The 20,633-nt window shown below is 66.5% G+C and carries 19 protein-coding genes; 6 read left to right on the top strand and 13 right to left on the bottom strand.

Features of this window, described 5'->3' with window-relative positions; all coding sequences use genetic code 11:
* Positions 1-122 precede the first annotated feature (122 nt).
* The 4 genes from AC1DDA_RS18535 (at position 123) to AC1DDA_RS18550 (ending at position 4,433) form a co-directional block, all read left to right on the top strand.
* On the top strand, positions 123-1,145 hold the full coding sequence (locus AC1DDA_RS18535; protein ID WP_441511872.1) for an amino acid ABC transporter substrate-binding protein: 1,023 nt from the start codon (positions 123-125) through the stop codon (positions 1,143-1,145).
* Positions 1,146-1,329: 184 nt separating this feature from the next.
* Positions 1,330-2,502 carry an amino acid ABC transporter permease gene (locus tag AC1DDA_RS18540; RefSeq protein WP_476796853.1) on the top strand — a complete coding sequence of 391 codons (1,173 nt, stop codon included), beginning with the start codon at positions 1,330-1,332 and terminating at the stop codon, positions 2,500-2,502.
* Between the two features lies 1 nt (position 2,503).
* Positions 2,504-3,625 (top strand): amino acid ABC transporter permease, encoded by a 1,122-nt coding sequence (locus tag AC1DDA_RS18545; protein ID WP_476796854.1) that lies wholly within the window; start codon positions 2,504-2,506, stop codon positions 3,623-3,625.
* A gap of 124 nt (positions 3,626-3,749) precedes the next feature.
* A complete protein-coding gene (locus AC1DDA_RS18550; RefSeq protein ID WP_476796855.1) occupies positions 3,750-4,433 on the top strand; it encodes a lysophospholipid acyltransferase family protein in 684 nt (227 codons plus the stop codon).
* A 21-nt stretch (positions 4,434-4,454) separates the two neighbouring features.
* Here the strand turns inward: AC1DDA_RS18550 and AC1DDA_RS18555 are convergent, their stop codons facing one another.
* Entirely contained in the window at positions 4,455-5,135 is a 681-nt protein-coding gene (locus AC1DDA_RS18555) for an EipA family protein (RefSeq protein ID WP_476796856.1), read from the bottom strand.
* Positions 5,136-5,333: 198 nt separating this feature from the next.
* On the opposite strand from AC1DDA_RS18555, the gene AC1DDA_RS18560 reads away from it, so the two are divergent.
* Positions 5,334-6,677: an ATP-binding protein gene (locus AC1DDA_RS18560; RefSeq protein WP_476796857.1), complete on the top strand. Its 1,344-nt coding sequence runs from the start codon at positions 5,334-5,336 to the stop codon at positions 6,675-6,677.
* Positions 6,678-6,683: 6 nt separating this feature from the next.
* Here the strand turns inward: AC1DDA_RS18560 and AC1DDA_RS18565 are convergent, their stop codons facing one another.
* The 8 genes from AC1DDA_RS18565 to AC1DDA_RS18600 form a co-directional block, all read right to left on the bottom strand.
* On the bottom strand, positions 6,684-7,367 hold the full coding sequence (locus AC1DDA_RS18565; RefSeq protein ID WP_476779413.1) for a response regulator transcription factor: 684 nt from the start codon (positions 7,365-7,367) through the stop codon (positions 6,684-6,686).
* A 144-nt stretch (positions 7,368-7,511) separates the two neighbouring features.
* A complete protein-coding gene (locus tag AC1DDA_RS18570; RefSeq protein WP_476796858.1) occupies positions 7,512-8,156 on the bottom strand; it encodes an outer membrane protein in 645 nt (214 codons plus the stop codon).
* 225 nt (positions 8,157-8,381) lie between these two features.
* Positions 8,382-9,257, bottom strand: coding sequence for an alpha/beta hydrolase family protein (locus tag AC1DDA_RS18575; protein WP_476796859.1), 876 nt, complete (start codon positions 9,255-9,257; stop codon positions 8,382-8,384).
* Positions 9,254-10,273, bottom strand: coding sequence for an ABC transporter ATP-binding protein (locus tag AC1DDA_RS18580; protein ID WP_476796860.1), 1,020 nt, complete (start codon positions 10,271-10,273; stop codon positions 9,254-9,256). Before AC1DDA_RS18580 ends, AC1DDA_RS18575 begins: the two co-directional genes overlap by 4 nt.
* Positions 10,270-11,250 carry an ABC transporter ATP-binding protein gene (locus AC1DDA_RS18585; RefSeq protein WP_476796861.1) on the bottom strand — a complete coding sequence of 327 codons (981 nt, stop codon included), beginning with the start codon at positions 11,248-11,250 and terminating at the stop codon, positions 10,270-10,272. The genes AC1DDA_RS18580 and AC1DDA_RS18585 overlap by 4 nt, the downstream gene beginning before the upstream one ends.
* Positions 11,247-12,155: an ABC transporter permease gene (locus AC1DDA_RS18590; protein ID WP_476796862.1), complete on the bottom strand. Its 909-nt coding sequence runs from the start codon at positions 12,153-12,155 to the stop codon at positions 11,247-11,249. Before AC1DDA_RS18590 ends, AC1DDA_RS18585 begins: the two co-directional genes overlap by 4 nt.
* Positions 12,152-13,129 carry an ABC transporter permease gene (locus tag AC1DDA_RS18595; protein WP_441511820.1) on the bottom strand — a complete coding sequence of 326 codons (978 nt, stop codon included), beginning with the start codon at positions 13,127-13,129 and terminating at the stop codon, positions 12,152-12,154. The genes AC1DDA_RS18590 and AC1DDA_RS18595 overlap by 4 nt, the downstream gene beginning before the upstream one ends.
* A 79-nt stretch (positions 13,130-13,208) precedes the next feature.
* Positions 13,209-14,822 (bottom strand): ABC transporter substrate-binding protein, encoded by a 1,614-nt coding sequence (locus AC1DDA_RS18600; RefSeq protein WP_476796863.1) that lies wholly within the window; start codon positions 14,820-14,822, stop codon positions 13,209-13,211.
* Between the two features lie 92 nt (positions 14,823-14,914).
* On the opposite strand from AC1DDA_RS18600, the gene AC1DDA_RS18605 reads away from it, so the two are divergent.
* On the top strand, positions 14,915-15,787 hold the full coding sequence (locus AC1DDA_RS18605) for a MurR/RpiR family transcriptional regulator (RefSeq protein ID WP_476796864.1): 873 nt from the start codon (positions 14,915-14,917) through the stop codon (positions 15,785-15,787).
* A 117-nt stretch (positions 15,788-15,904) separates the two neighbouring features.
* On the opposite strand, the gene AC1DDA_RS18610 is transcribed toward AC1DDA_RS18605, so the two are convergent.
* The 4 genes from AC1DDA_RS18610 to AC1DDA_RS18625 form a co-directional block, all read right to left on the bottom strand.
* Positions 15,905-16,882: a MurR/RpiR family transcriptional regulator gene (locus AC1DDA_RS18610; RefSeq protein WP_476796865.1), complete on the bottom strand. Its 978-nt coding sequence runs from the start codon at positions 16,880-16,882 to the stop codon at positions 15,905-15,907.
* 106 nt (positions 16,883-16,988) lie between these two features.
* Positions 16,989-17,834, bottom strand: coding sequence for an ABC transporter permease (locus tag AC1DDA_RS18615; RefSeq protein WP_476779422.1), 846 nt, complete (start codon positions 17,832-17,834; stop codon positions 16,989-16,991).
* Positions 17,835-17,844: 10 nt separating this feature from the next.
* A complete protein-coding gene (locus AC1DDA_RS18620) occupies positions 17,845-18,786 on the bottom strand; it encodes an ABC transporter permease (RefSeq protein WP_476796866.1) in 942 nt (313 codons plus the stop codon).
* Between the two features lie 95 nt (positions 18,787-18,881).
* Positions 18,882-20,447, bottom strand: a complete 1,566-nt coding sequence (locus tag AC1DDA_RS18625) for an ABC transporter substrate-binding protein (protein ID WP_476796867.1) — start codon at positions 20,445-20,447, stop codon at positions 18,882-18,884.
* Positions 20,448-20,633: the final 186 nt, after the last annotated feature.

The following is a 20,633-nucleotide window of genomic DNA, read 5'->3' on the forward strand; positions in this document are numbered from 1 at the left end:
GTCACTCCACGCCGTCAAGGGATTTGGCGCGGAAGGTCCTTGCGGCGGCAACCGCAGCTCAATAGGCTCCCTGTCGACGCGCCGACGACAGGCACGCACCAGGGGAAACGCCTATGCCAAAAATGTTCTGCAAGCTGGCCGCGCTCGGTCTCGCCGCGGCCGCCTTTTCAGTGTTCGCCGCTCCCGCCTCGGCGCAAGCGACGCTCGAGGCTGTGAAGAAGCGCGGCAAGATTCTCTGCGGCGTCTCCCCCACGGCTCCGGGCTTCTCCTATGCCGACGACAAGGGCGTTCGCCAGGGCTTCGACAGCGACATCTGCCGCGCCGTGTCATCCGCCGTCTTCGGTGTTCCGGACAAGGTCGACTTCGTTCCGCTCAACACCAATGTCCGCTTCCAGGGGCTTCAGTCCGGCGAGGTCGACCTGCTCTCGCGCCAGACGACGATGACCTTCTCGCGCGACACATCGCTCGGCCTCGATTTCGCGCCGGTCGTTTTTTATGACGGCCAGGGCCTGATGGTTTCGAGCAAGCTCGGCGTGAAGAGCGCGGCGGAGCTGTCGCAGTCGGCCGTCTGCATCCTGCCGGGCACCACGACGCTGCAGAATCTCGAAGACTACTTCAAGCCGCGCAACATCAAATACGAGGCGGTCGTCTTCGAGAATCCCGACGAGTGGCGCAACGCCTTCTTCTCCGGCCGCTGCGACGTCATCACCACCGACCGCTCGGACCTCGCTTCGGTGCGCGCGATCGCGAACGACCCCAAGCAATACGTCATCCTGCCCGAGACGATCTCGAAGGAGCCGCTTGCGCCCGTCATCCGCCAGAACGACAGCAACTGGCGCGACATCGTCTCCTGGACGGTCAACGCCCTGATCGCGGCCGAGGAGTACGGCATCACCAAGGCCAATATCGACGAGCAGCTCAAGAGCAAGGACCCCGAGATCCAGCGCCTGCTCGGCGTCAACGGCGATCTCGGCAAGATGCTGAACCTCGACAACAAATGGGCCTACAACGCCATCAAGCAGCTCGGCAATTACGGCGAGCTCTTCGAGCGTCACCTCGGCGAGAAGACCCCGCTCGGCCTCACCCGTGGCCCGAACCAGCTCTGGACCAAGGGCGGGCTGCTCTACTCCCCACCCTTCCGGTGATCCCGGCCATCGCATCGGACCGAAAAGTGGCTTCCGCTTTTTAGAAAAATCCGATGCAATATCAAATGAATAGATCGCCGTCGTCGCGTCCGGTGGGACGCGCGGCGATCTGGCGTTCCTTCGATTGACCTGAGACCGCCGGCCGTCGCGCGCGGCCGGTGTGTCTCCAGCACGGAACAGCCCGATGGCCTCTCCAGCATCCAGCCCGCTGCGGCTCATTTACGATGTGCGCGTGCGCGCCGTGCTCTATCAGGTCGTGGCCGTCGTCCTCGTCGTCGGGGTCGGCCTCTACCTCTTCGGCACGGTCTCGCGGAAGCTCGCCGAACAGAACATCGCGACGGGCTTCGCCTATCTCTCCCGGCCGGCGGGCTTCGTCATCAGCCAGTCCTTCATCAGCTACGAATCCAGCGACACCTACGGCCGCGCCATTCTCGTCGGGCTGCTCAACACGGTCTGGGTTTCGATCTTCGCCGTTATCCTCTCGACCGTGCTCGGCCTGATCGTCGGCATCGCCCGGCTGTCGCGCAATCCGCTCCTGTCCTTCCTCGCCCTGATCTATGTCGAGGCGCTGCGCAATGTGCCGCTGCTACTCTACCTCTTCCTCTGGTATGCGCTGATCGTCGCGGTGTTTCCGCCGGTGCGGGACGCCTGGCAGGTGCTGCCCGACGTCTTCCTCAGCAATGGCGGCCTGATCGTCCCTTCGCTGCGCTGGTCCGCCGCCCATACCGGCGTGCTCGTCTCCGCCTTGGCCGGCATCGTGCTCGCCTTCGTGGTCGCCGCGTTCATGCGGCGCCACCGCGTCGCGTCCGGCCACGCCAGGGCCGCCTGGCCCTATGTGATCGTCGCCCTCCTCGCGCCACCGCTTATCGGCCTCTTGCTGTTTCAGCCGGATCTCGTGGTGAACTGGCCGGAAAAGGGCCGCTTCCGCATTACCGGGGGCCTGCAGGTCACCCCGGAATTCACCGCGCTTCTGGTCGGGCTCGGCCTCTCAGCTTCCGCCGGCATCGCCGAGATCGTCCGTGCCGGCATCCTCGCGGTCGGGCGTGGCCAATGGGAGGCTGCGCGTGCCGTCGGGCTGCACGACCGCCAGACGATGCGGCTGGTCGTGCTGCCGCAAGCGCTGCGCGTGATCATTCCGCCGCTGACCAGTTCCTATCTCTCGACCTTCAAGAACTCCTCGCTCGCCATCGCGATCGGCTACCCCGATCTCGTGATGGTTTCCAACACCACGATGAACCAGACCGGACAGGCCATCGAGGGCATCGCGATCTTCATGCTGGTCTATCTCGGCCTGTCGATCACGATCTCGCTGCTCATGAACTGGTACAACGCCCGCGTCGCCCTGGTGGAGCGCTGAGATGTCCGAGCTCACCAATACGGCGATGCTTGGCGTCGAACGAGCCGACCGCCCCTTGCAGGGACAGCGGCGTTGGCTCGCTGGGCTGAAGCCCTTTGTCGGCTCCCCGCTCAACGCCGCCATCACCCTCGCCTGCCTCTGGCTGATCTATCGCCTGGTGACCGGCGCTTGGGGCTGGCTCGTCACCCGCGCGGTGACGGAAGGCGGGCCCCAGGCCTGCAAGGCCGGGAACGGGGCCTGCTGGCCCTTTCTGGCGGCGAAGCTGCGCTTCATGATCTTCGGCTTCTATCCTTACGAGGAGCATTGGCGCCCGGCGCTCGCGGTGCTGCTGTTCCTCGCTGCGGTGATTATCTCGATGATTCCGCGCTTCTGGTCGCGGCGCCTGCTCTGGCTCTGGCTCGCTGTCGTTATCGTCTGCGCCGTGCTGATGTATGGCGGGCTGTTCGGCCTCATGGTGGTGAGCACCACGAACTGGGGCGGCCTGCCGCTCTCCTTCATGCTCTCCTCGGTCGGGCTCGCCTTCGGCTTCGTGCTTGGCGTGCTGCTGGCGCTGGCGCGCTCCTCGAAGCTGCCCGCAATCCAGGTCATCGCCGTCATCTTCATCGAGACGGTGCGCGGGGTGCCGCTGGTCTCGATCCTGTTCATGGCCTCGGTGATGCTGCCGCTGTTCATGCCGGACGGTGTCACCATCGACAAATTGCTGCGGGCGCAGGTCGCAATCATCATCTTCGCCGGCGCCTATATCGCCGAGACCGTCCGCGGCGGTCTGCAGGCAGTGCCGAAGGGCCAGCACGAAGCCGCCGCCTCGCTCGGCCTCGGCTATTGGCTGTCGATGCGCAAGATCGTGCTGCCTCAGGCGCTCAAGATCGTCATCCCGCCGCTGGTCAACATCTTCATCGGCTTCTTCCAGGACACGACACTCGTCACGATCATCGGCCTGCTCGACTTCCTCGACACGGTGCGCTCAGCCATGCGCGATCCGGTCTGGCAGGGCATCGCCGTGCTCGAGGGCTATGTCTTCGCGGCGCTGGTCTATGCCCTGCTCAGCTACGGCATGGGCTCCTATAGCCGCTTCATCGAGCGCCGCCTGCGGACGGACCATGGCCATGGCCGGAGCGCCTGACGGGGCGGCAAGCGCGTTCAAACCCTGATTTTGTGCGAAGCCGGCCTCCCCGCCGGCGGCCGCGCAATGTTCCAGCAAGCCGGGGCACCGACCACTCCATGTGTTTCATCATGGAGAGCGGAAGATGCGTCCCAGCTCAGGCCAGTCAGCGGCGCTCGCCGGCCGCGCACTGCACGGCTATATCAACCTCGTGCAGCGAACCACCCGGTTCAGGCCGGTCATTCCCGGGGCCTGTCCTTGGGAGCGCAGCCGCGAGCCGTTCATCGCCCTGACATGGCACGGCCAGCAGATGCTGAGCCTTGCGGCGCTCGAGGGCGCATCGCGCGTGGCAATCCTGGCCTCGCTGCATTTCGATGGCGAGGTCGTCGCCTCCGTCGTCGAAAGGGCCGGTTTCCGGACCATCCGTGGCTCGGGGACTCAGAGCCGCCCGAAAATTCGGACCAAGCGGGCAATTCCAGCGTTCTTCGAAATGCGGGACGCGCTCCGCGACGGCACCAGCGTCGTTCTCACGGCAGACGTGCCGAAAGTGTCGCGCGTGGCCGGCAAGGGCGCCGTGCAGCTCGCCCGCGTCACCGGTCGGCCGATCTACCTCTTCGCCGCCGTCACGAGCGCGCGCTTCGATCTGACAAACTGGGACCGGTCCAGCATCGCCCTGCCCTTCGGCCGCGGCTGCATCCTCTGGTCGGAGCCGCTCTATGTCCGAAAGGGTGCCGACGATCGCGAGGTCGGCCTCATCGCCATGGACATCTCGGCGCGCCTCGACGAGCTCCACTCTGCGGCCTACCAATCACTCGAGCGGGCCCGCTGAGCCTGTCCCCCCATCGTCCCGTCAGGGGCGTCCCGGCAGCGGACAATCGGCCGGATTGCCGCAGATGTTTGCTGGTGGGCGCAGAATCTCCGGCGCGCCCGCCGGCTCGATGCGGATGCGGCTGAGATCGCCCGAGAAGCGCAGGCCAAGGCCCGACGAAATGAGGACGATCCGCGCGCGCGGCGAGGCGAGGATCGTCGCGTTGGCTCCAGCCAGGAAATGGGCGCTGCCGCCGAGGCTGGCATAGTCTCCGAATACATCCTCCCGCCGGTCAAGCCCGTAGACCAGCATGATCACCCGGCCGTAATCGGCGCCGAGTCCGATGCCGACCGACAGCGCCGACCAGATCACCGGCTCGGGGGACCCGTCCGAAAAACGCAACTCGCCGCTGCCATGCCGCCCGCCGACAACGAAAGAGCCGCTCAGCTCACCACCGACGATATAGGCATTGGGCTCGCCGAAGAGGGCGAACGCACGTTCGATCGGAAGGCTGACCGTTTTCGACGCGGTGTCGAATACCCCCTCGACCAATCGCAAGATATCGTTGCGCGATGTCGTCGGCAGTTGCCCGGGCCGGATCTGTTCCTTCGCCGGCGGTTTGCCCTGTGCCAATGCCGTGGTTTCGATCGGCGCGGCCGCGAGCAGCGCCGCCAACGCCCAGACCGGACGGCTCCCCCTTGCCACGGTGCGCAACACAGGCATCAGGTTGGCAGATCCATGGAAGAGTTGAACGGCAACGCTATTACGGTCCATGCAGAGCGAGCCAGAGCAGCGCGCCCTGTCCGACAAGCCATACCCGCACAGAGGCTCCGTGACGACCCGCAACATTGAACCGATTTCCGTGAGGCCGTCGCCGGCGACTTCGAACGCTCACGGCCTTCGTGAGAACGGGGGCCTGGCGTGACCTCGCTGTCGCGCGCCCTTACGCTCCGGCTGGGCCTGCTGGGCATCGTCCTGTTCGTGGCATTCATCGCGGCCGTTCTGGCATTCACCTTCATCACCGAAGACCCTGGCGCCCTACGCAACGACGTCACCTCACAAATCATCCAGCAAGGCGTACGGCCGTCGACGGGCAGCGGACTGCAGGTCGAGAAGACCGCGGGACTTGTGCAGATCGAGCATGCCAGCCCCCGGCTCTGGTATCTCGTCTCCGATGGACGTTCCGTCGTCGAGTATGCGCCAGAGTTGCGTCCGGGGTTGCCCATCGACATCCGGTTGGATGGCCCGACGATCGCGGCTCAGATGCGCGTCGGCGGCGACAACGCACTCGCCTTCGACGTGATCGAGAAGGATGGCAGCCGCGTCATTGTCGCGACCGGCGGCGGCGTGCCGGGTTGGGACCTGATCCTCGGCTATTTCCTGCGCGCGATCGCCGGTCCGGCCTTCGCGATCTCGGTGGTCTTCGGCATCATGATCGCTGCAGCGATCGCGATGTCGGTCTCCTATATCAGCGCGCGGCTGCGCAGCGCCGCCGAAGCGGCGGCCCGCATCGATCCCCGCGCGCCGCGCGGCCTGCTGCCGACCGAGGAGACCCCGATCGAGCTCATGCCCCTGACAACCGCGCTCAATTCGGCGCTCGACCAGATCGCCGGCAACATGGAGGGACAACGGCGCTTCATGAACAATGTCGCGCACGAACTGCGCACCCCGCTTGCGGTGATGCGCAGCCGCGTCGACGCGCTTCCGGACGAGCCGGCGCGCCTCCAGCTGACCACGGATCTGAGCCGGCTGACCACCATCGTCTCCTCGATGCTGCAACTCGCCCGCCTGCATGCCACCGAACTGCCCTTCGAACCGCTGCAGCTCAACGCGCTCGCTCGCTCCGTCCTGGCCGAGCTCGCTCCGCTCATCCTCAGCCACGGCGTCGATGTCGCGCTGGAAGAGGAAGGCGATCTGAATGGGGTGATCGATGCCAATGAGCCCACGGTCCGGGCCGCGCTCGCCAACCTCGTCGACAACGCCCTGCGCCATGCGAAGGCAAGATCGACCATTCTGGTCCGCGTCCTCGACGGAGCCGTCCTGGAGGTCATCGATGATGGTGTCGGCATCGCGGCGGCGAAGCGCCCGCAGGCGATGGAACCGTTCAACCGTATGTCGCCGAGTTCGACCGGCGCCGGTCTTGGCCTAACCATCGTGCGCGACATCATGGCCGCCCATGGCGGCTCCATCGCCATTCTCGGCAATGAGGACGGCGGCACAACGGTGCGCCTGGCATTCCCGCCGGACGGCACCAGCCGCGATTGAGAGGCGCTAGAGCGCCGACACTGTCGTCTTCAGCATGTAGCCGATGCCGCGCAGCGAGGTGATCTCGACCTGGGCACCGGCGTCGCGAAGCTTGCGGCGCAGGCGCGAGATCTGCGCTTCCAGCGTGTTCGATTCGATCAGATCGTCGAAGCCGTAGACCGCCTCGATCAGTACATCGCGGGTGACGACGCGGCCGACGCGCTGCACGAGGGCTTCGAGGATCAGCGCCTCGCGCCGGCGCAGGTCGAGAGGCTCGGCTCCGACACAGGCGCTGCGGCCCTCGAGGTCGAGCGAGAGGTTACCGGCCGCAATGACCAGGGATCGCTTGGGATGACGCCGCCGCACGATCACCCGCAGGCGCGCAAGCAGCTCGCCCGGCTCGAAAGGCTTGACCAGATAGTCGTCGGCGCCGCCATTGAGGCCTTCGATGACGTCGGCCTTGGCGTCGCGCGCGGTCAGGATCAGGAAGGCCGGACGCGCATCGTCGGCGCTGAGCGCCTTGACGATCGAAAGGCCGTCGCCGTCCGGCAGGCGCCTATCGACGATGGCGATGTCGAAGGGCGCGGTCCGCAGGGCGGCCAGTGCGGCATCGATCGTCGTGGTCCGATCCACGATCAACCCCGCATTCGTGAGAAGCGAGGACAGGAAGCTCATCAGATCCGGCTCGTCCTCGACGATCAATGCGCGCATGTCTGTCCTGTAGAGGTGCAGGGATGGAACGTGATGCCGGACAAGGGACGGGATTTCCGAACACCCTGCCCCATCCCTACCAGAGAACGGCCAAGAAGGCCGTGAATCAGGACCGGCCTTGCGAAACCGGCCGCTATGGCGGGGTCAGAAACGGTAGTTGAGGCCGGCCTTGACGAGATGCTCGGTGACGCCGATGCGGCTGCGCGTATTGCCGAACTGGAAGTCCTGCTTGCCGAGCGAGACGTAGTTGTATTCGAGCTTGGCGGAGAGGTTGTCGGTGATGCCGTATTCGGCGCCGGCACCAACCACATAGCCGATCTTGCTCTTGGTCTTCGACAGCAGACCGTCCGTGGCCTTCAGGCTGCCATAAGCGAGACCGCCGGTGCCGTAGATCAGCACACGATCGAAGGCGACACCGGTGCGTGCCTTCAGCGTGCTGACATATCGCATGTCGGCGCCGGTGCCGGCACCGCGCTGCTTGGAGCTGTTGCCGAGGCCGTTCATCGACATGTCGCCCTCCATGCCGAAGACCATGCTGCCGAGCTGCAGGTTGTAGCCGAGCTGGCCGCCGAGCAGCACTTCGTTGCGGCTCTTCTTGGCGGCGCCGTCGAAGCGGTCGAATGCTGCGCCGGAATGGATACCGGCATAGATGCCGTTCCAGTTGTAGGTGCGCGGCGCGGTATAGGCCGGCCACTCCTGAGTACGCGGCAGCAGGCGGTCCGCCGCCGCCGCGGGCACCGCGAACAGGGCCAGCAGGCCGAGGCCCGCCATCGAGATGGTGCGAAACATGACAACAACTCCTTGCGGCGGCTTTCCCCGCCGCCGACGCATCTGCCTGCGCCCTGGTTCCGTGAATCGGAGCGGGTCGGCATCCGCAGATCGCGTGCGAAGATTACGGGAGCGTTGCCCATGGACGAGGCGGTGACGGGGCGCTCAAACGCCCCGCGCGGGAAGCCCGACCAACCCCGGCGGCCCTCGCACCGGGTCAGCAATATTGCGCCGCAGCAGGAGTTGTCAGAGTACGGGTTCGACCTGCTTTCCAAGTTCCTCCACCGGTGGAATCCGGCCGGCTTCGAACCAATAGGCCGCCGCCGCGCGCGACATCGCCCCGCCGTCATGGCCGATCCCCGGCACCGTGATCAGCTGCCAGTTGCAGGGCACGCCAAGACGCGCGGCCTCGGCCCGGGCGAAGTCGAGCATGAAATGGGCGCGGCCATAGCGATGCGGCCCCTGAGCCAGCGCCTCGGCCTGCGCCGGCAGGTTGGGATCGTCGGTGACGATGTCGCGGTCCCCGGCGAAGAGCATCATCGGATAGGCGAGCCAGCGTGTGAGCGCACTACGGTCGAGATCGAGCCCGCCGAGCCCTTCCGGAAAGCGCCGATCGAACGTCGGCAGCGTGTACCAGCCCGGATTGGAAGCCATCGCCGCCGCGAAGAGCTCACCGCCCTCCGTCGCCAGCATCCGGTGCACGAACTGGCCGCCGGCCGAATGGCCGAAAATGCGGATGACGGGGCTATCAATCACGCCGCCGGCCCGGAGCGCATCCAGCACGCGCTCGGGCACCGCGTAGAGCCACTGCTCGCGCGGAGCGATGGCATCGTCAGCGGAGACGACCAGACCGTTGTTGTAGCCTTCGGCTTTGGGGAAATGCTCGTCGGGAAAGGTCGGCGCGACGATCAGCAGATTGTGCTTCTCGGCCGCATCGATCCAGAAATCCCTGTAGTCGTCGCCGTTGCGCATCATGCCGTGCTGCACGACGATGACCGGGTCGTTCGGCTGGTGGCGCTCCGGGCGGTAGAAGTTGACAACCAGCGGCCTGTCCGGATGGCGCCGGTCGATGAAGGGCAGCGCGCTGCGCCCAACCGGCGGGTTGAGGGTGGTGGTGGTCATGCGGCCTCCGGAGCCTTGTGCAGATGACATGCGGCGCTGCGGCCGGGCGCGATCTCGGTGAGCTTCGGCCGGACCTCGCGGCAAACCGGCATCGCCTGCTCGCAGCGCGGGTGGAAGGGGCAGCCGGGCGGCGGTGCCAGCGGTGACGGCAATTCGCCCTTGAGCGGCTGGAAGGCGCGCTTGCGCCGCGCCGCCGAGGGGATCGCGGCGATCAGCGCGGCGCTGTAGGGATGCGCCGGTTCTGCGAAGACCTCCGCCGCCCGCCCAACCTCGACGATGCGGCCGAGATACATGATCGCGACCCGGTCGCTGATATGGCGGACGAGGCCGAGGTCATGGCTGACGAAGAGATAGGTCAGCCCATGGCGCTCGCGCACATCCATGAACAGGTTGACGACCTGCGCCTGGATCGAGACGTCCAAGGCCGAAACCGGCTCGTCGCAGACGAGGAAATCCGGCTTCACGGCCAGCGCCCGCGCGATGCCGATGCGCTGCCGCTGCCCGCCCGAGAACTGGTGCGGATAGCGCTCGCGATAGGCGAGATCGAGCCCGACCTCGCTCAGCGCCCGGTCGACCGCCCCATCGATCTCCGCCTTGGGCAGGAGCTTGTGGACGCTCAGCGCCTCGCCGACGATGCGGCTGACCTTCATGCGCGGATCGAGCGAGGCGTAGGGGTCCTGGAAGATCATCTGGACCTTCAGCAGGAAGTCGAGTCRCTCCTTGCCCTTCAGGCCAGCCACCGGCCGCTGCTCGTAGACCACCTCGCCGGTCGTCGGCTTCAGGATGCCGGTGACGACGCGCGCCAGCGTGGACTTGCCGCAGCCGGATTCGCCGACGAGGCCGAGCACCTCGCCGCGCTTCACGCTGAGATCGATACCGTCGACGGCGCGCAGCACCGGCGGTGCCTTGCCGCGGCCGGTCGCCATCAGGATGCGCTCGGCCAGCGTCGGCTTGCGGCGGAAATGCTTGGTGATGCCCTTGAGCTCGATGATCGGGGCGCTGGTTTGGGCATTCATGCCGCTTCTCCCACCGGCACCGGATTGTGGCAGCGGAAGCTGCGGGCGCCCTCCCCCACCGTTTCGGGATCGCGCTCGGCGCAGACCGGCTGCACGCGCAGGCAGCGCGGCCGGAACGGGCAGCCGCTCGGGCGCGCATCGATGCGCGGCGCGACGCCGTCGATCTGGTTCAGGCGCTCGCCAGGCGCGACATTGGCGGCCGAGGAGTTGAGCAGGCCGAGCGTGTAGGGGTGGCGCGGCGCATCGAGAACCTGATCGACCGGGCCGATCTCGACGACGCGGCCGGCATACATCACTGCGACCCGGTCGGCGAGCTCGGCCACAACGGCAAGATCATGGGTGATCCAGAGTACGGCCGTGCCGGTCTCGCGGGCGAGCTTCTGGACCTCGAACAGGATCTGGCTCTGGATGGTGACGTCGAGCGCCGTCGTCGGCTCGTCGGCGATGATCAGGTCGGGCGCGTTGAGCAGCGCCGTCGCGATCGCGACCCGCTGGCGCATGCCGCCGGAGAATTCGTGCGGGAACTGTTTCAACCGCGCTTCCGGCGAGGAGATGCCGACGCGGGCCAGCGCCTTCGCCGCCTCGGCCAGCGCCTCCATTCGGGTGCATTGACGATGCTCCAGGATCGCCTCGCTCATCTGCTCGCCGATGCTGAGCACCGGGTTCAGCGTCATCAGCGGGTCCTGGAAGATCATCGCGATGCGGTCGCCGCGCAGATCGCGCAGCCGCTCTTCAGTCGCGTTGCGCAGATCCTCGCCGTCGAAGCGGATCGCGCCAGAGACGATCTCGCCGGGTGCATCGATCAGCCGGACCAGCGAGAAGCCGGTCACCGACTTGCCGGAGCCGGACTCGCCGACGAGCCCCAGCACCTCGCCGCGCGCGACGCTGAGATCGACACCGTCGACGGCAGGCCAAGCACCGTCGAGCGCATGGAAGACGGTCCTGAGACCGCGGACATCGAGCAGGGCGTTGGTCATGAGCGCACGTTGAAGCTGCGGCGCAGCCGGTCGCCGACGAGGTTGAGCGAGACGATCAGCAGCACCAGCGCGATACCCGGGAAAACCGCGATCCAGTATTCGCCCGAGAGCAGGAACTCGAAGCCGTTGGCGATGAGCAGGCCGAGCGAGGGCTGCGTCACCGGCACGCCGACGCCCAGGAAGGAGAGCGTCGCCTCCAGCGTGATCGCGCTGGCAACGCTGATCGAGGCGACCACGAGCACCGAGCCGACCGAGTTCGGCAGCAGATGCGCGATCATGATGTGCCGGGTCGGCAGGCCGAAATTCAGCGCCGCCTCGATATACTCCTTGCGCCGTTCCACCAGCGCGGAGGCGCGCATCAGCCGGGCATATTGCGCCCATTGCACCAGGACGATGGCGAGGATGACCTTGTCGACGCCGCGCCCGATCGAGGCGAGCAGCACGAGCGCGACCAGGATCGACGGAAAGCCGAGCATGAAGTCGACGACGCGCATGATGACGGCATCGACGGCTCCGCCGAACTGCGCCGCGAGAAGCCCCGCGGAAATCCCGATGAAGAGTGCGCCGAGCGTCGCCGAGAGGCCGACCATCAGGCTGGTGCGCAGCCCGTAGAGGATCGCGCTCAGCATGTCCCGACCCTGCGACTCCGTGCCGAGCCAGTAGGTCATGCCGTTCATGCTGGTCTCGCCCGGCGGCAGGCGATTGTCCATCACGCTGAGCGCGGCGAGATCGTGCGGGTTCTGCGGCGCAATGACCGGCGCCAGCAGCGCGAGAAGAACCATGATGCCGAGCAGGATCGCGGCACCGCGCGTCGTCGGCCGGTTGCGGATGCGGCGGAGCACCCTCTCCCGCAACGGTGTGTCGGCATAGGCGGGAACGGCGGGCGCCTTGCTTTTTGCGCTCATGCCATCTCTCCCGTCAGCTTCACCCGCGGGTCGAGCGCGGCATAGAGGATGTCGACGAGGAAGTTCACCGTGACGAAGAGCAGCGTCGCCAGCAGCACATAGGCGACCACGACCGGCCGATCGAGCTGGTAGACCGAGTCGATCAGGAGCTTGCCCATGCCCGGCCAGGCGAAGACCGTCTCGGTGATGGTGGAGAAGGCGACGAGGCTGCCGAACTCGATGCCGACCACGGTGACGACCGGGATGAGGATGTTGCGCAGCACATGCCGGCCGACAATGCGCCGGGGACGCACGCCCTTGGCGCGGGCATATTTGACGTAGTCCTGGGTCATCGTCTCGGTCGTGCCGGCGGCGACGAGGCGGATCATCAGCGCCATGTTGGGAATGGCGAGGTTGATCGCCGGCAGCGCCAGATGCTTGAGCCCGTCCAGCGTCAGCAGGCTGGTCTTGAAGCCGAGGATGGATACCGTCTCGCCGCGCCCCGCCGTCGGCAACCAGCCGAGCAGCACGGCGAACAGCAGGATCAGCATCATGCCCTTCCAGAAACTAGGCAGAGAAAAGCCGAGGATGGTGCTGCCGAGGATGATGCGCGAGGGACGGCTCTCCGGATCGAGCCCGGCATAGAGGCCGAGCGGCACGCCGGTCACGATCGCCAGCGTCATCGCCAGCAGCACGAGCTCGAAGGTCGCGGGCAGACGGGCGAGGATCAATTCGATCGCCGGCACGCCATGGACGAAGGAGCGGCCGAGATCGCCCTTCAGCGCATTGCCCATAAAGACGAAATATTGCTGCCAGATCGGCAGGTCGAGGCCGAGGCGCCGGATCAGCGCCTCGCGCTCGGCCGAGCTGGCCGAGGGCGAGACCAGAAGCTCGATCGGATCGCCGATGCCGTAGACGGCGAAGAAGACGACGACCGAAACCGCGAGCAGCACGAGCGCGCTCTGGATCAGCCGTTGCAGGACATAGGCGGTCATGGCTGAGACCGGCTCCGCTACATGTTCCGAACGGGCGGTCCAGCAGACCGCCCGTCATTTTTGGGGTGATCGGCGAGGCCTACTTGGCGGCCGGCCTGACTGACATCGCCAGCATGTATTGATCGGCGCGGCCGGTGACTTTGAGGTTCGACTTGAAGGCCCAGACGCCGCTCTCGAAGTGCAGCGGGATGAAGGCGCCGTCGGCGAGCACGAGCTTGCCGGCCTCCTGCAGCAATTCAGCGCGCTTGGCGTCGTCGAGCGTGGTGACGGCTTCGCGGATCACCTTGTCGAACTGGTCGTTCTTGTAGCCGCCATAGTTCGAGCCGCCTAGCGTCTTGGTCTCGTTGGGGGTCGGCGGCCACTGGCGCAGGAAGGACGCGGCCTCGCCGGTGCCGGAGCCCCAGCCGCCGAGCGCGGCGCTGAATTCCTTCTTGGCACGGCGCGGGAAGTAGATCGCCCGCGTCATCGCGTCGACCTCGGTCTTGATGCCGATCTGGGTCAGGTACTGCGCGACCGCCTGGGTGATCTGGCTGTCGTTGATGTAGCGGTCATTGGTGGTCGACAGGGTGAGCTGGAAGCCCTTGGCATAACCGGCCTCGGCCAGCAGCTTCTTGGCCTGCGCGGGGTCATAAGCCAGCTTCGGCGGGTTCGGCAGCGTGCCGAACATGCCGGTCGGCAGATACTGGTAAGCCGGCTCAGCCGCGCCATCCATGATGCGCTTGACGATGGCGTCGCGGTCGATGGCGAGCGACATCGCCTTGCGAACGCGCGCATCCTTCAGCGGGTTCTTGCCATCCTCGGCCTTGACGAATGGGCTCTGGTCGCGGGCGACGTCGAGCTGGAAATAGATCACGCGGGTCGAGGGCGTGATGACGTGGCCGAAGCGCTTGTCATCCTTGATCCGGCCGAGATCGCGCGCGGCCGGATTTTCGATCACGTCGTAATCGCCGGCGAGCAGGCCGGCGAGGCGCGGCCCGGCATTGGTCACCGGCAGCAGACGCACCAGCTCCCAGGGCTCGGCCTTGCCCCAATAGGTCGGGCTGCGCTCGAGCTCGATCGCCGAGCCCCGCACATAGGATTTCAGCTTGTAGGGGCCGGTGCCGATGGCGAGCGAGCCGTCATTGAAGCCGCTGACGGTCGGCCAGGGCCCCGTCACGCCGCAGTTCTTGGCGATGTCGTAGCTGATCGGCCCGTGCTCGACGATGGAGGCCGAGAGGATGGGAAGCGCCGAGAGCAGGTTCGGCAGCAGCGGCTCCGGATTGATGGTGTTGATGACTAGCGTCTGCGGATCGGGCGACTCGACCGAGGCGAAATTCCCGGTGACGTCGGCAAAAGAATCCGACACCTTGGTCTCGTTCTTCAAGGTGCGGCAGAAGGTGAAGACCACGTCCTCGGCGGTAAACGGCTTGCCATTGGAGAACTTCACGCCGTCGCGGAGCTTGAAGGTCCAGCGGTTCTTGCCGTCGTTTTCCCAGGAGGTGGCGAGGCTCGGATGGAGCTTCTGCTTCTCGTCCTGGGCGACGAGCGAGTCGAAGATGTGCTGCGCCAGGGCGTTGTTCGGGGTGAGGTCGTGGTAATGCGGATCGACGGCGGTCGGCTCGGAAGCCAGCGCGATGCGCAGGGTTTGCGCCGAAGCCGCCGTGGCGGACAGGCACGTTGCGGCGAATGCCGCGACGAACAGGGATTGACGCATGATGGTATCCGCTCCCGCTTGTCGTTTTGACAGGTTTATTTTCGTCGGGTAGCAAACATGAAAATTTTTGAACGTCAACAGGGCGGAGGCACATGTCCCAGGGCCTGAGGCCTTCGACGGATCTCTCGAACCGGATCGCGCAGATCTACCCCTCCCTCAGCAACGGCCACCGCCGCGCGGCCGATTTCGTGCTGCAGCACCCGCTCGACGTCGCGACGATGACGATCGAGGGGCTGGCCGAAGGGAGCGGCACCTCCAACGCGACGGTGACCCGCTTCGTCCGGGCGCTCGGCTATGGCGGCTATGGCGAGTTTCGTGGCGCGCTCTCGGCCGCGCTGAAATTCGCCCATGCTCCGGTCGACAGCTTCGCCGGCGCCCGCTCGGCCGCCGGCTCGACCTTCGCGACCGTCGAGGCTGCTCTTGCCGACCAGGCCGCCAATCTGCAGGCGGCCCGCGAAAGCCTGACCGAGGAAGCCGTGACGCGGGCGGTCGAACTGCTGCTCAAGGCCCCGCGCGTCTTCATCGCCGCCTCGGGCGCGAGCCACCACGTCGCTTCGTTCCTCGAAGACGGGCTGGCGCTCTATCTCGGCGCCGATGTGATCTTCGCCTCCGCACGCACCGGCCCGGAGCGCGCGGTCCGCCACATGATGTCGGCGCGGCCGGACGATCTCCTGGTGGCGATCTCCGTCCCGCGCTACTCGCGCTCGACGCTGGATCTGGCGAGCTTCGCCAAGAAGCGCGGCGCGAAACTGCTGGCACTGACCGACGGCCCGACATCGCCGCTCGCGTCGATCGCCGATGTCACGCTCTTCGCGCCGGCGCGCAGCCGCCTGCTGCCCAACTCCCCCACGGCCGTCTTCGCGATCGCGGACGCCCTGATCGCCGCGGTCGCTCGCGAGCGGCCGGACGCCGTCGAGGCGCTGAAGGAATTAAGCGAGAGCCTGCTCTGGACCTTTCACCAGTAGCAGCACGAGCATTTTCAAGCGAAGTGGATACCGGTTCTCGTGAAGAAAATGATATAAAACAAAGGCCTGAGCATTTCCGCGCTTCGAAGAAACGCGGAAATGCTCTAGCGGGCCGCGTCAGCCCGTTTCGGACGACCCCGGATCGGAATCCAGCATCTGGCGCCAGCCGGCATGCAGGACGGACGGATCTTCGCGGTCGACCCCGTAGGTATTCAGGACGTGATGGAGATCGTTCATGCGGGCGATCAGCTCCGGGCCCTGACGCAGCCCGACCATGATCATCAGGATCTCGATGGCGATGAGCTGGACGACATAGGCGTCCGTTCCGACCAGCATGGTCGCATCGCGCGGCACATCCATCGGCAGGACGATGTGGCCGAGTTCGGCGAGCGGCGTGCGCGCCTGCGTCAAGGCGATGATCGTTGCCCCGCGCGCCCGGCCGACCTCGACGGCGCGCAGTAGCGCCGGCATGCGGCCGACGAAGGAGATCGCAACGAGCACGTCGGCCGAGGTCAGGGTCGCGGCGGCGACGAGCTGGAAATGGGCGTCGGAGAAGGCGTTCGCCGTCAACCCGAGGCGGAAGAGCCGCGCCTGCAGGTCCTGCGCCAGGAAATGCGAGGTCGCGCCGGTGCCGAGACAGTCGATCCGGCGCGCGCGCTTGATCGCGGCCGCGGCCCGGTCGAGCTCGGCCGGGTCGAGCCGGCGCTGCCAGTCGGCGATCACCGTCGTCATGCTGCCGGTGACATTGCGCACCACGTCAGCCGCGGTCTCGCCGACATGCACGGAGCGATGCAGGAAGGGCGCGCCCAGCGCCAGCGCCCCGGCGAGCTTAAGCTTCAGGTCCTTGAGGCCCTCGCAGCCGATCGCCCGAGCGAAACGCACGATCGTCGGCGCACTGACTCCGGCGCGCGCGGCGATATCCTCGACATTGGCCTTCACTGCCCAATCGGGATCGTCGAGGAAGAGCATCCCGACACGCCGCTGGCTCTCGGACATCTGGCCGAGGCCGGCGCGGATCGCGCTGAGGATGTCGGAGGCTCCGACCGTCTCCTCAAACCCTGCGGCCCTCGCCATGGGATCGGACTCGCCGGTCATGTCCGGTGAGCTCCGCCGAAACTGGCCTTGCGGATACCTGTCGTTCCGATCCTCACCCGCCGCGCGAGATCGCCGCAGGCCGAAGGGAAGAGCGGAACATCGGGCATCACAGAGCCTTTCTGAGGCGCGGATCGAGCATATCGCGCAGCCCGTCGCCAAGAACTTGCAACGACAATGCCACGAAGACGATGGCGAGACCCGGGAAAGCGACGATCCAGAAGGCATCGTCGGCATATTGCTGGCCGGAGGCGATCATGGTGCCCCAGGTCGGTGTCTCCGGCGGCACGCCGGCGCCGAGGAAGGACAGCCCGGCTTCCGCCAGCACCGCATAGGCGAAGATGAAGGTCGCCTGGACCAGCACGGGCGAAGCGATGTTGGGCAGGAGATGCACCGCCAGGATACGCGGCGTCGAGACGCCGATCGAGCGGGCCGCCTCGACGAAGGGCAGCTCGCGCACGACCAAGGTCGACGCCCGGATCACGCGCACGACGCGCGGCGTATAGACGATCGACAGCGCCAGGATGACGTTGCCGGCCGAGGCCCCGAGCACCGCGACGAGGAAGATCGCCAGCAGGATGTCGGGCAGCGCCATCAGCGCATCGACGAGGCGCATGATCGGCGCATCCAGCCGCTTGAAATAGCCGGCGATCAGGCCGAACGCGGTACCGACCGTCACCGAGATCGCCACCACGGCAAAGCCGATGCCCAGTGAGGCCCGCGCGCCCCAGACGATGCGCGAGAAGATGTCGCGGCCGAGCTCGTCGGTGCCGAACCAGTTGACCTCGCTCGGCGGGCGCAGGCGCCGCGCCACCCGCATCGCGCCGGGATCATAGGGCGAGATCCAGGGCGCGAGCACCGCAAGGACGAAGGCCACCGCGAGCACGAAGGCAGCGACGAGCACGAGCTTGCGCCGGAACAGGCTGCGGAGGAAAGCCATCACGGGAGAGTTCATCGTCGCTCCCTCAGTAGCGGACACGCGGATCGACGAGCGTGTAGATCAGGTCGATCAGGAGGTTGATCAGGACATAGATCGCGGCGACCGCCAGCAGCGCGCCCTGAATCACCGGATAGTCGCGCCTCAGCACGGCCGAGACGACGAGGTTGCCGATGCCCGGCAGCCCGAACACCGTCTCGGTCACGATCGCGCCGCCGATCAGCAGTGCCAGCGTCAGGCCGAGCACGGTGATGACCGGGACGAGCACGTTGCGGAAGGCGTGCCCGAGCAGGACGCGCCGCTCGGACAGCCCCTTCGCCCGCGCCGTGCGCAGGAAATCGGCGTCGAGGATGTCAAGCATGCTGGCGCGGGTGAAGCGCGTGATCAGCGCGGAATTGACGACGCCGAGCACCGCCGACGGCAGCAAGAGGTGCTGGAGCCGCTCAGTGAAGCTGGCTTCCGGCGATCCGTAGCCGGCGACCGGAAACCAGCCGAGCTTGACCGCGAAGAGCTGGATGAAGATCAGGCCGAGCCAGAAGCTCGGGATGTTCGCGGCCAGCATCGCAAGCCCGCTCACGGTCTGGTCGACCGGGCGTCCGCGCCAGACCGCCGAGGCGATGCCGGCGGGGATGCCGATCGCCGCAGCGATGGCGAGCGAGAACGTCGCTAGGAAGAAGGTCGGCTCTGCCCGCTCCAGCAGCGCCTGCGTCACCGGCCGCTGCAGGAAGATCGACTGGCCGAGATTGCCGCTCGCGACCTCCTTCAGCCACAGGAAGAATTGCAGCAGCAGCGGCTTGTCGAGGCCATAGGCGGTCCGCAGCCGCGCGATGTCCTCGGCCGTCGCCTGCTCGCCCAGCATCAGCGCCGCCGGATCGCCCGGTGCCAGCCGCGTCAGGAAGAAGACCAGCGCGGCGACGATGAAGAGCACGAGCAGCAGGCCGGCGAAGCGGCGTCCGATATGCGCGAGCATCCAATACGCTCCGTTGGCCAAATCGGCGTGTCTGAAAATGGCGCCGGCGCGGGCTCTGCCGCGCCGGGGCCGACTAGGGCCGGTAGCTCCAGCGGCTACTTGGTCAGGCCGACATTCCAGAAGGACGGCCACGGCATCGCGGCGTAGTCGGTCATCTTGGCCGAGGCGCCGGAGAGCGCGCCGAAATTGCCGGCGCGGATATAGGGCACCTCGTCATAAACAACCTGCTGGACCTTGCCCCAGAGCGCGCCGCGCTTGGCCGGGTCCGGCTCGCCGTTGAAGGCGGTGAGCGCGGCTTCCTTGGCCGGGCTCGACCACCAGCCCGGCGCGCCTTCGCCGAGCTGCGGCGGGGAGAGCATCGGCTCGGGCAGGAAGGCCGAATGGGTGATGTAGATGTCCCACAGCGCGGGATCACCGCGGCGCTGGATCAGCGTCGCCCAGTCGACGACGTCGAGCTGAACCTTGAAGCCGGCCGCCTTCAGCTGCTCGGCCATGACAAGCGCCATGCGGTGATGGAAGTCGTACTGCTTCGAGTTGAGGATGCGGATCGGCGTCCCGTCATACTTGGCCTCGGCCAGCAGCTTCTTGGCCCCGGCGGCGTCAGCCTTGCTGTACTTGTCCTTGCCTGCCTCGGAGAAGAAGGGCGAACCCTTCGGGAAATGCTCGGCAGCGGTCGCGAAGAACTTCGGCTCGCCGAAACCGGCCATCAGCACCTCTTCGAGGTCGAGCGCCATCTGGAAGGCCTGGCGGACCTTCAGATCGGCCATCGGGCCCTGCTTGGTGTTGGTCGGAAAATAGGGGAAGCCGAAGGGCATGGTCAGCACGGCGCGCGCCGCGCTCGCCCCGGACAGCTTCTTGAAGCTCTCGACCGCGAGCTGGTCGGAGAACTGGTACTGGCCGGCGATGACGCCCTCGAGCCGGGTATTGGCGTTCGGCACCGGGATGAAGCGGAGTTCGTCGATCTTGGCCTCGCGCTTGCCGGCATAGCCGGAAGCCGGCTCGCTGCGCGAAGCATAGCCCTCGTGCTTCACCAGCACGACGAACTGGTCGGGCTTGCGCTCGCGGAACTTGTAGGGGCCTGTGCCGACGAACTCGGTCAGCGGATTGGCGGTCGTCTCCTTCGCCATGATCGCAGCGAAGCCAGACGGCAGCGCCAGATGCGCCAGCAGCGCCGGCTCTACCTTGTTCAGCACGATCTCGACCGTGCTCGGCCCCTTCGCGGTCAGGCTGGCGAGGCTCTTCGCCAAGCCCTTGCCGCGCGGCGTCATGTCGAACCAGCGCTTCAGCGATGCCACCACGTCCTCGGAGTCGAGGTCGCGGCCATTATGCAGCTTCACGCCCTTGCGCAGCTCGATCGTGTAGGTCTTGCCATCGGCCGAGACGGCCGGCAGCGCGGCCGCAAGCATCGGCTGCGTCGCCCAATTGGCGTCGAAGGTGAACAGCGGCTCGTAGACATGCTGCATGATCGTGCCGACGAGATCGGCGGTCGACGCCATCGGATCGAGCGACTGCGGCTCACCGACCATGGCGAGGTTCGCGCTCGAAGCGGCCTGGGCCCAGGCCACAGCAGGAGCCAGCATGGTCGAGCCCGCAAGACCGGCGGCAAGGCCGCCCAGGCCACGGCGCGTCAAACCGGCGCGAGAGAAGGAATCGTTGTGCATCGTCACTCCCCGGATGAAACCGCCCTCGGCGGCATTATGAAATTTTATTACTGATAACGATATTCGACACTGCCTCGCGTGGCAAGATGGTGCATCGATCGCTCTCGACAAACTCCGACACTGTCGGACTTTGTAGACGAAACTCATCCGCACACGCCGCCGTAGATATGTAATTTAATTCCCGCA

It is taken from the genome of Allobosea sp. 10N428 (assembly GCF_056394545.1).

Coding starts and splice junctions, on each gene's coding strand:
- AC1DDA_RS18550 (WP_476796855.1), top strand. CDS start 3,750: ATGCGTCCCAGCTCAGGCCAGTCAGCGGCGCTCGCCGGCCGCGCACTG.
- AC1DDA_RS18600 (WP_476796863.1), bottom strand. CDS start 14,822: ATGCGTCAATCCCTGTTCGTCGCGGCATTCGCCGCAACGTGCCTGTCC.
- AC1DDA_RS18595 (WP_441511820.1), bottom strand. CDS start 13,129: ATGACCGCCTATGTCCTGCAACGGCTGATCCAGAGCGCGCTCGTGCTG.
- AC1DDA_RS18535 (WP_441511872.1), top strand. CDS start 123: ATGTTCTGCAAGCTGGCCGCGCTCGGTCTCGCCGCGGCCGCCTTTTCA.
- AC1DDA_RS18625 (WP_476796867.1), bottom strand. CDS start 20,447: ATGCACAACGATTCCTTCTCTCGCGCCGGTTTGACGCGCCGTGGCCTG.
- AC1DDA_RS18545 (WP_476796854.1), top strand. CDS start 2,504: ATGTCCGAGCTCACCAATACGGCGATGCTTGGCGTCGAACGAGCCGAC.
- AC1DDA_RS18610 (WP_476796865.1), bottom strand. CDS start 16,882: ATGACCGGCGAGTCCGATCCCATGGCGAGGGCCGCAGGGTTTGAGGAG.
- AC1DDA_RS18585 (WP_476796861.1), bottom strand. CDS start 11,250: ATGACCAACGCCCTGCTCGATGTCCGCGGTCTCAGGACCGTCTTCCAT.
- AC1DDA_RS18565 (WP_476779413.1), bottom strand. CDS start 7,367: ATGCGCGCATTGATCGTCGAGGACGAGCCGGATCTGATGAGCTTCCTG.
- AC1DDA_RS18615 (WP_476779422.1), bottom strand. CDS start 17,834: ATGAACTCTCCCGTGATGGCTTTCCTCCGCAGCCTGTTCCGGCGCAAG.
- AC1DDA_RS18590 (WP_476796862.1), bottom strand. CDS start 12,155: ATGAGCGCAAAAAGCAAGGCGCCCGCCGTTCCCGCCTATGCCGACACA.
- AC1DDA_RS18570 (WP_476796858.1), bottom strand. CDS start 8,156: ATGTTTCGCACCATCTCGATGGCGGGCCTCGGCCTGCTGGCCCTGTTC.
- AC1DDA_RS18605 (WP_476796864.1), top strand. CDS start 14,915: ATGTCCCAGGGCCTGAGGCCTTCGACGGATCTCTCGAACCGGATCGCG.
- AC1DDA_RS18575 (WP_476796859.1), bottom strand. CDS start 9,257: ATGACCACCACCACCCTCAACCCGCCGGTTGGGCGCAGCGCGCTGCCC.
- AC1DDA_RS18555 (WP_476796856.1), bottom strand. CDS start 5,135: ATGCCTGTGTTGCGCACCGTGGCAAGGGGGAGCCGTCCGGTCTGGGCG.
- AC1DDA_RS18620 (WP_476796866.1), bottom strand. CDS start 18,786: ATGCTCGCGCATATCGGACGCCGCTTCGCCGGCCTGCTGCTCGTGCTC.
- AC1DDA_RS18540 (WP_476796853.1), top strand. CDS start 1,330: ATGGCCTCTCCAGCATCCAGCCCGCTGCGGCTCATTTACGATGTGCGC.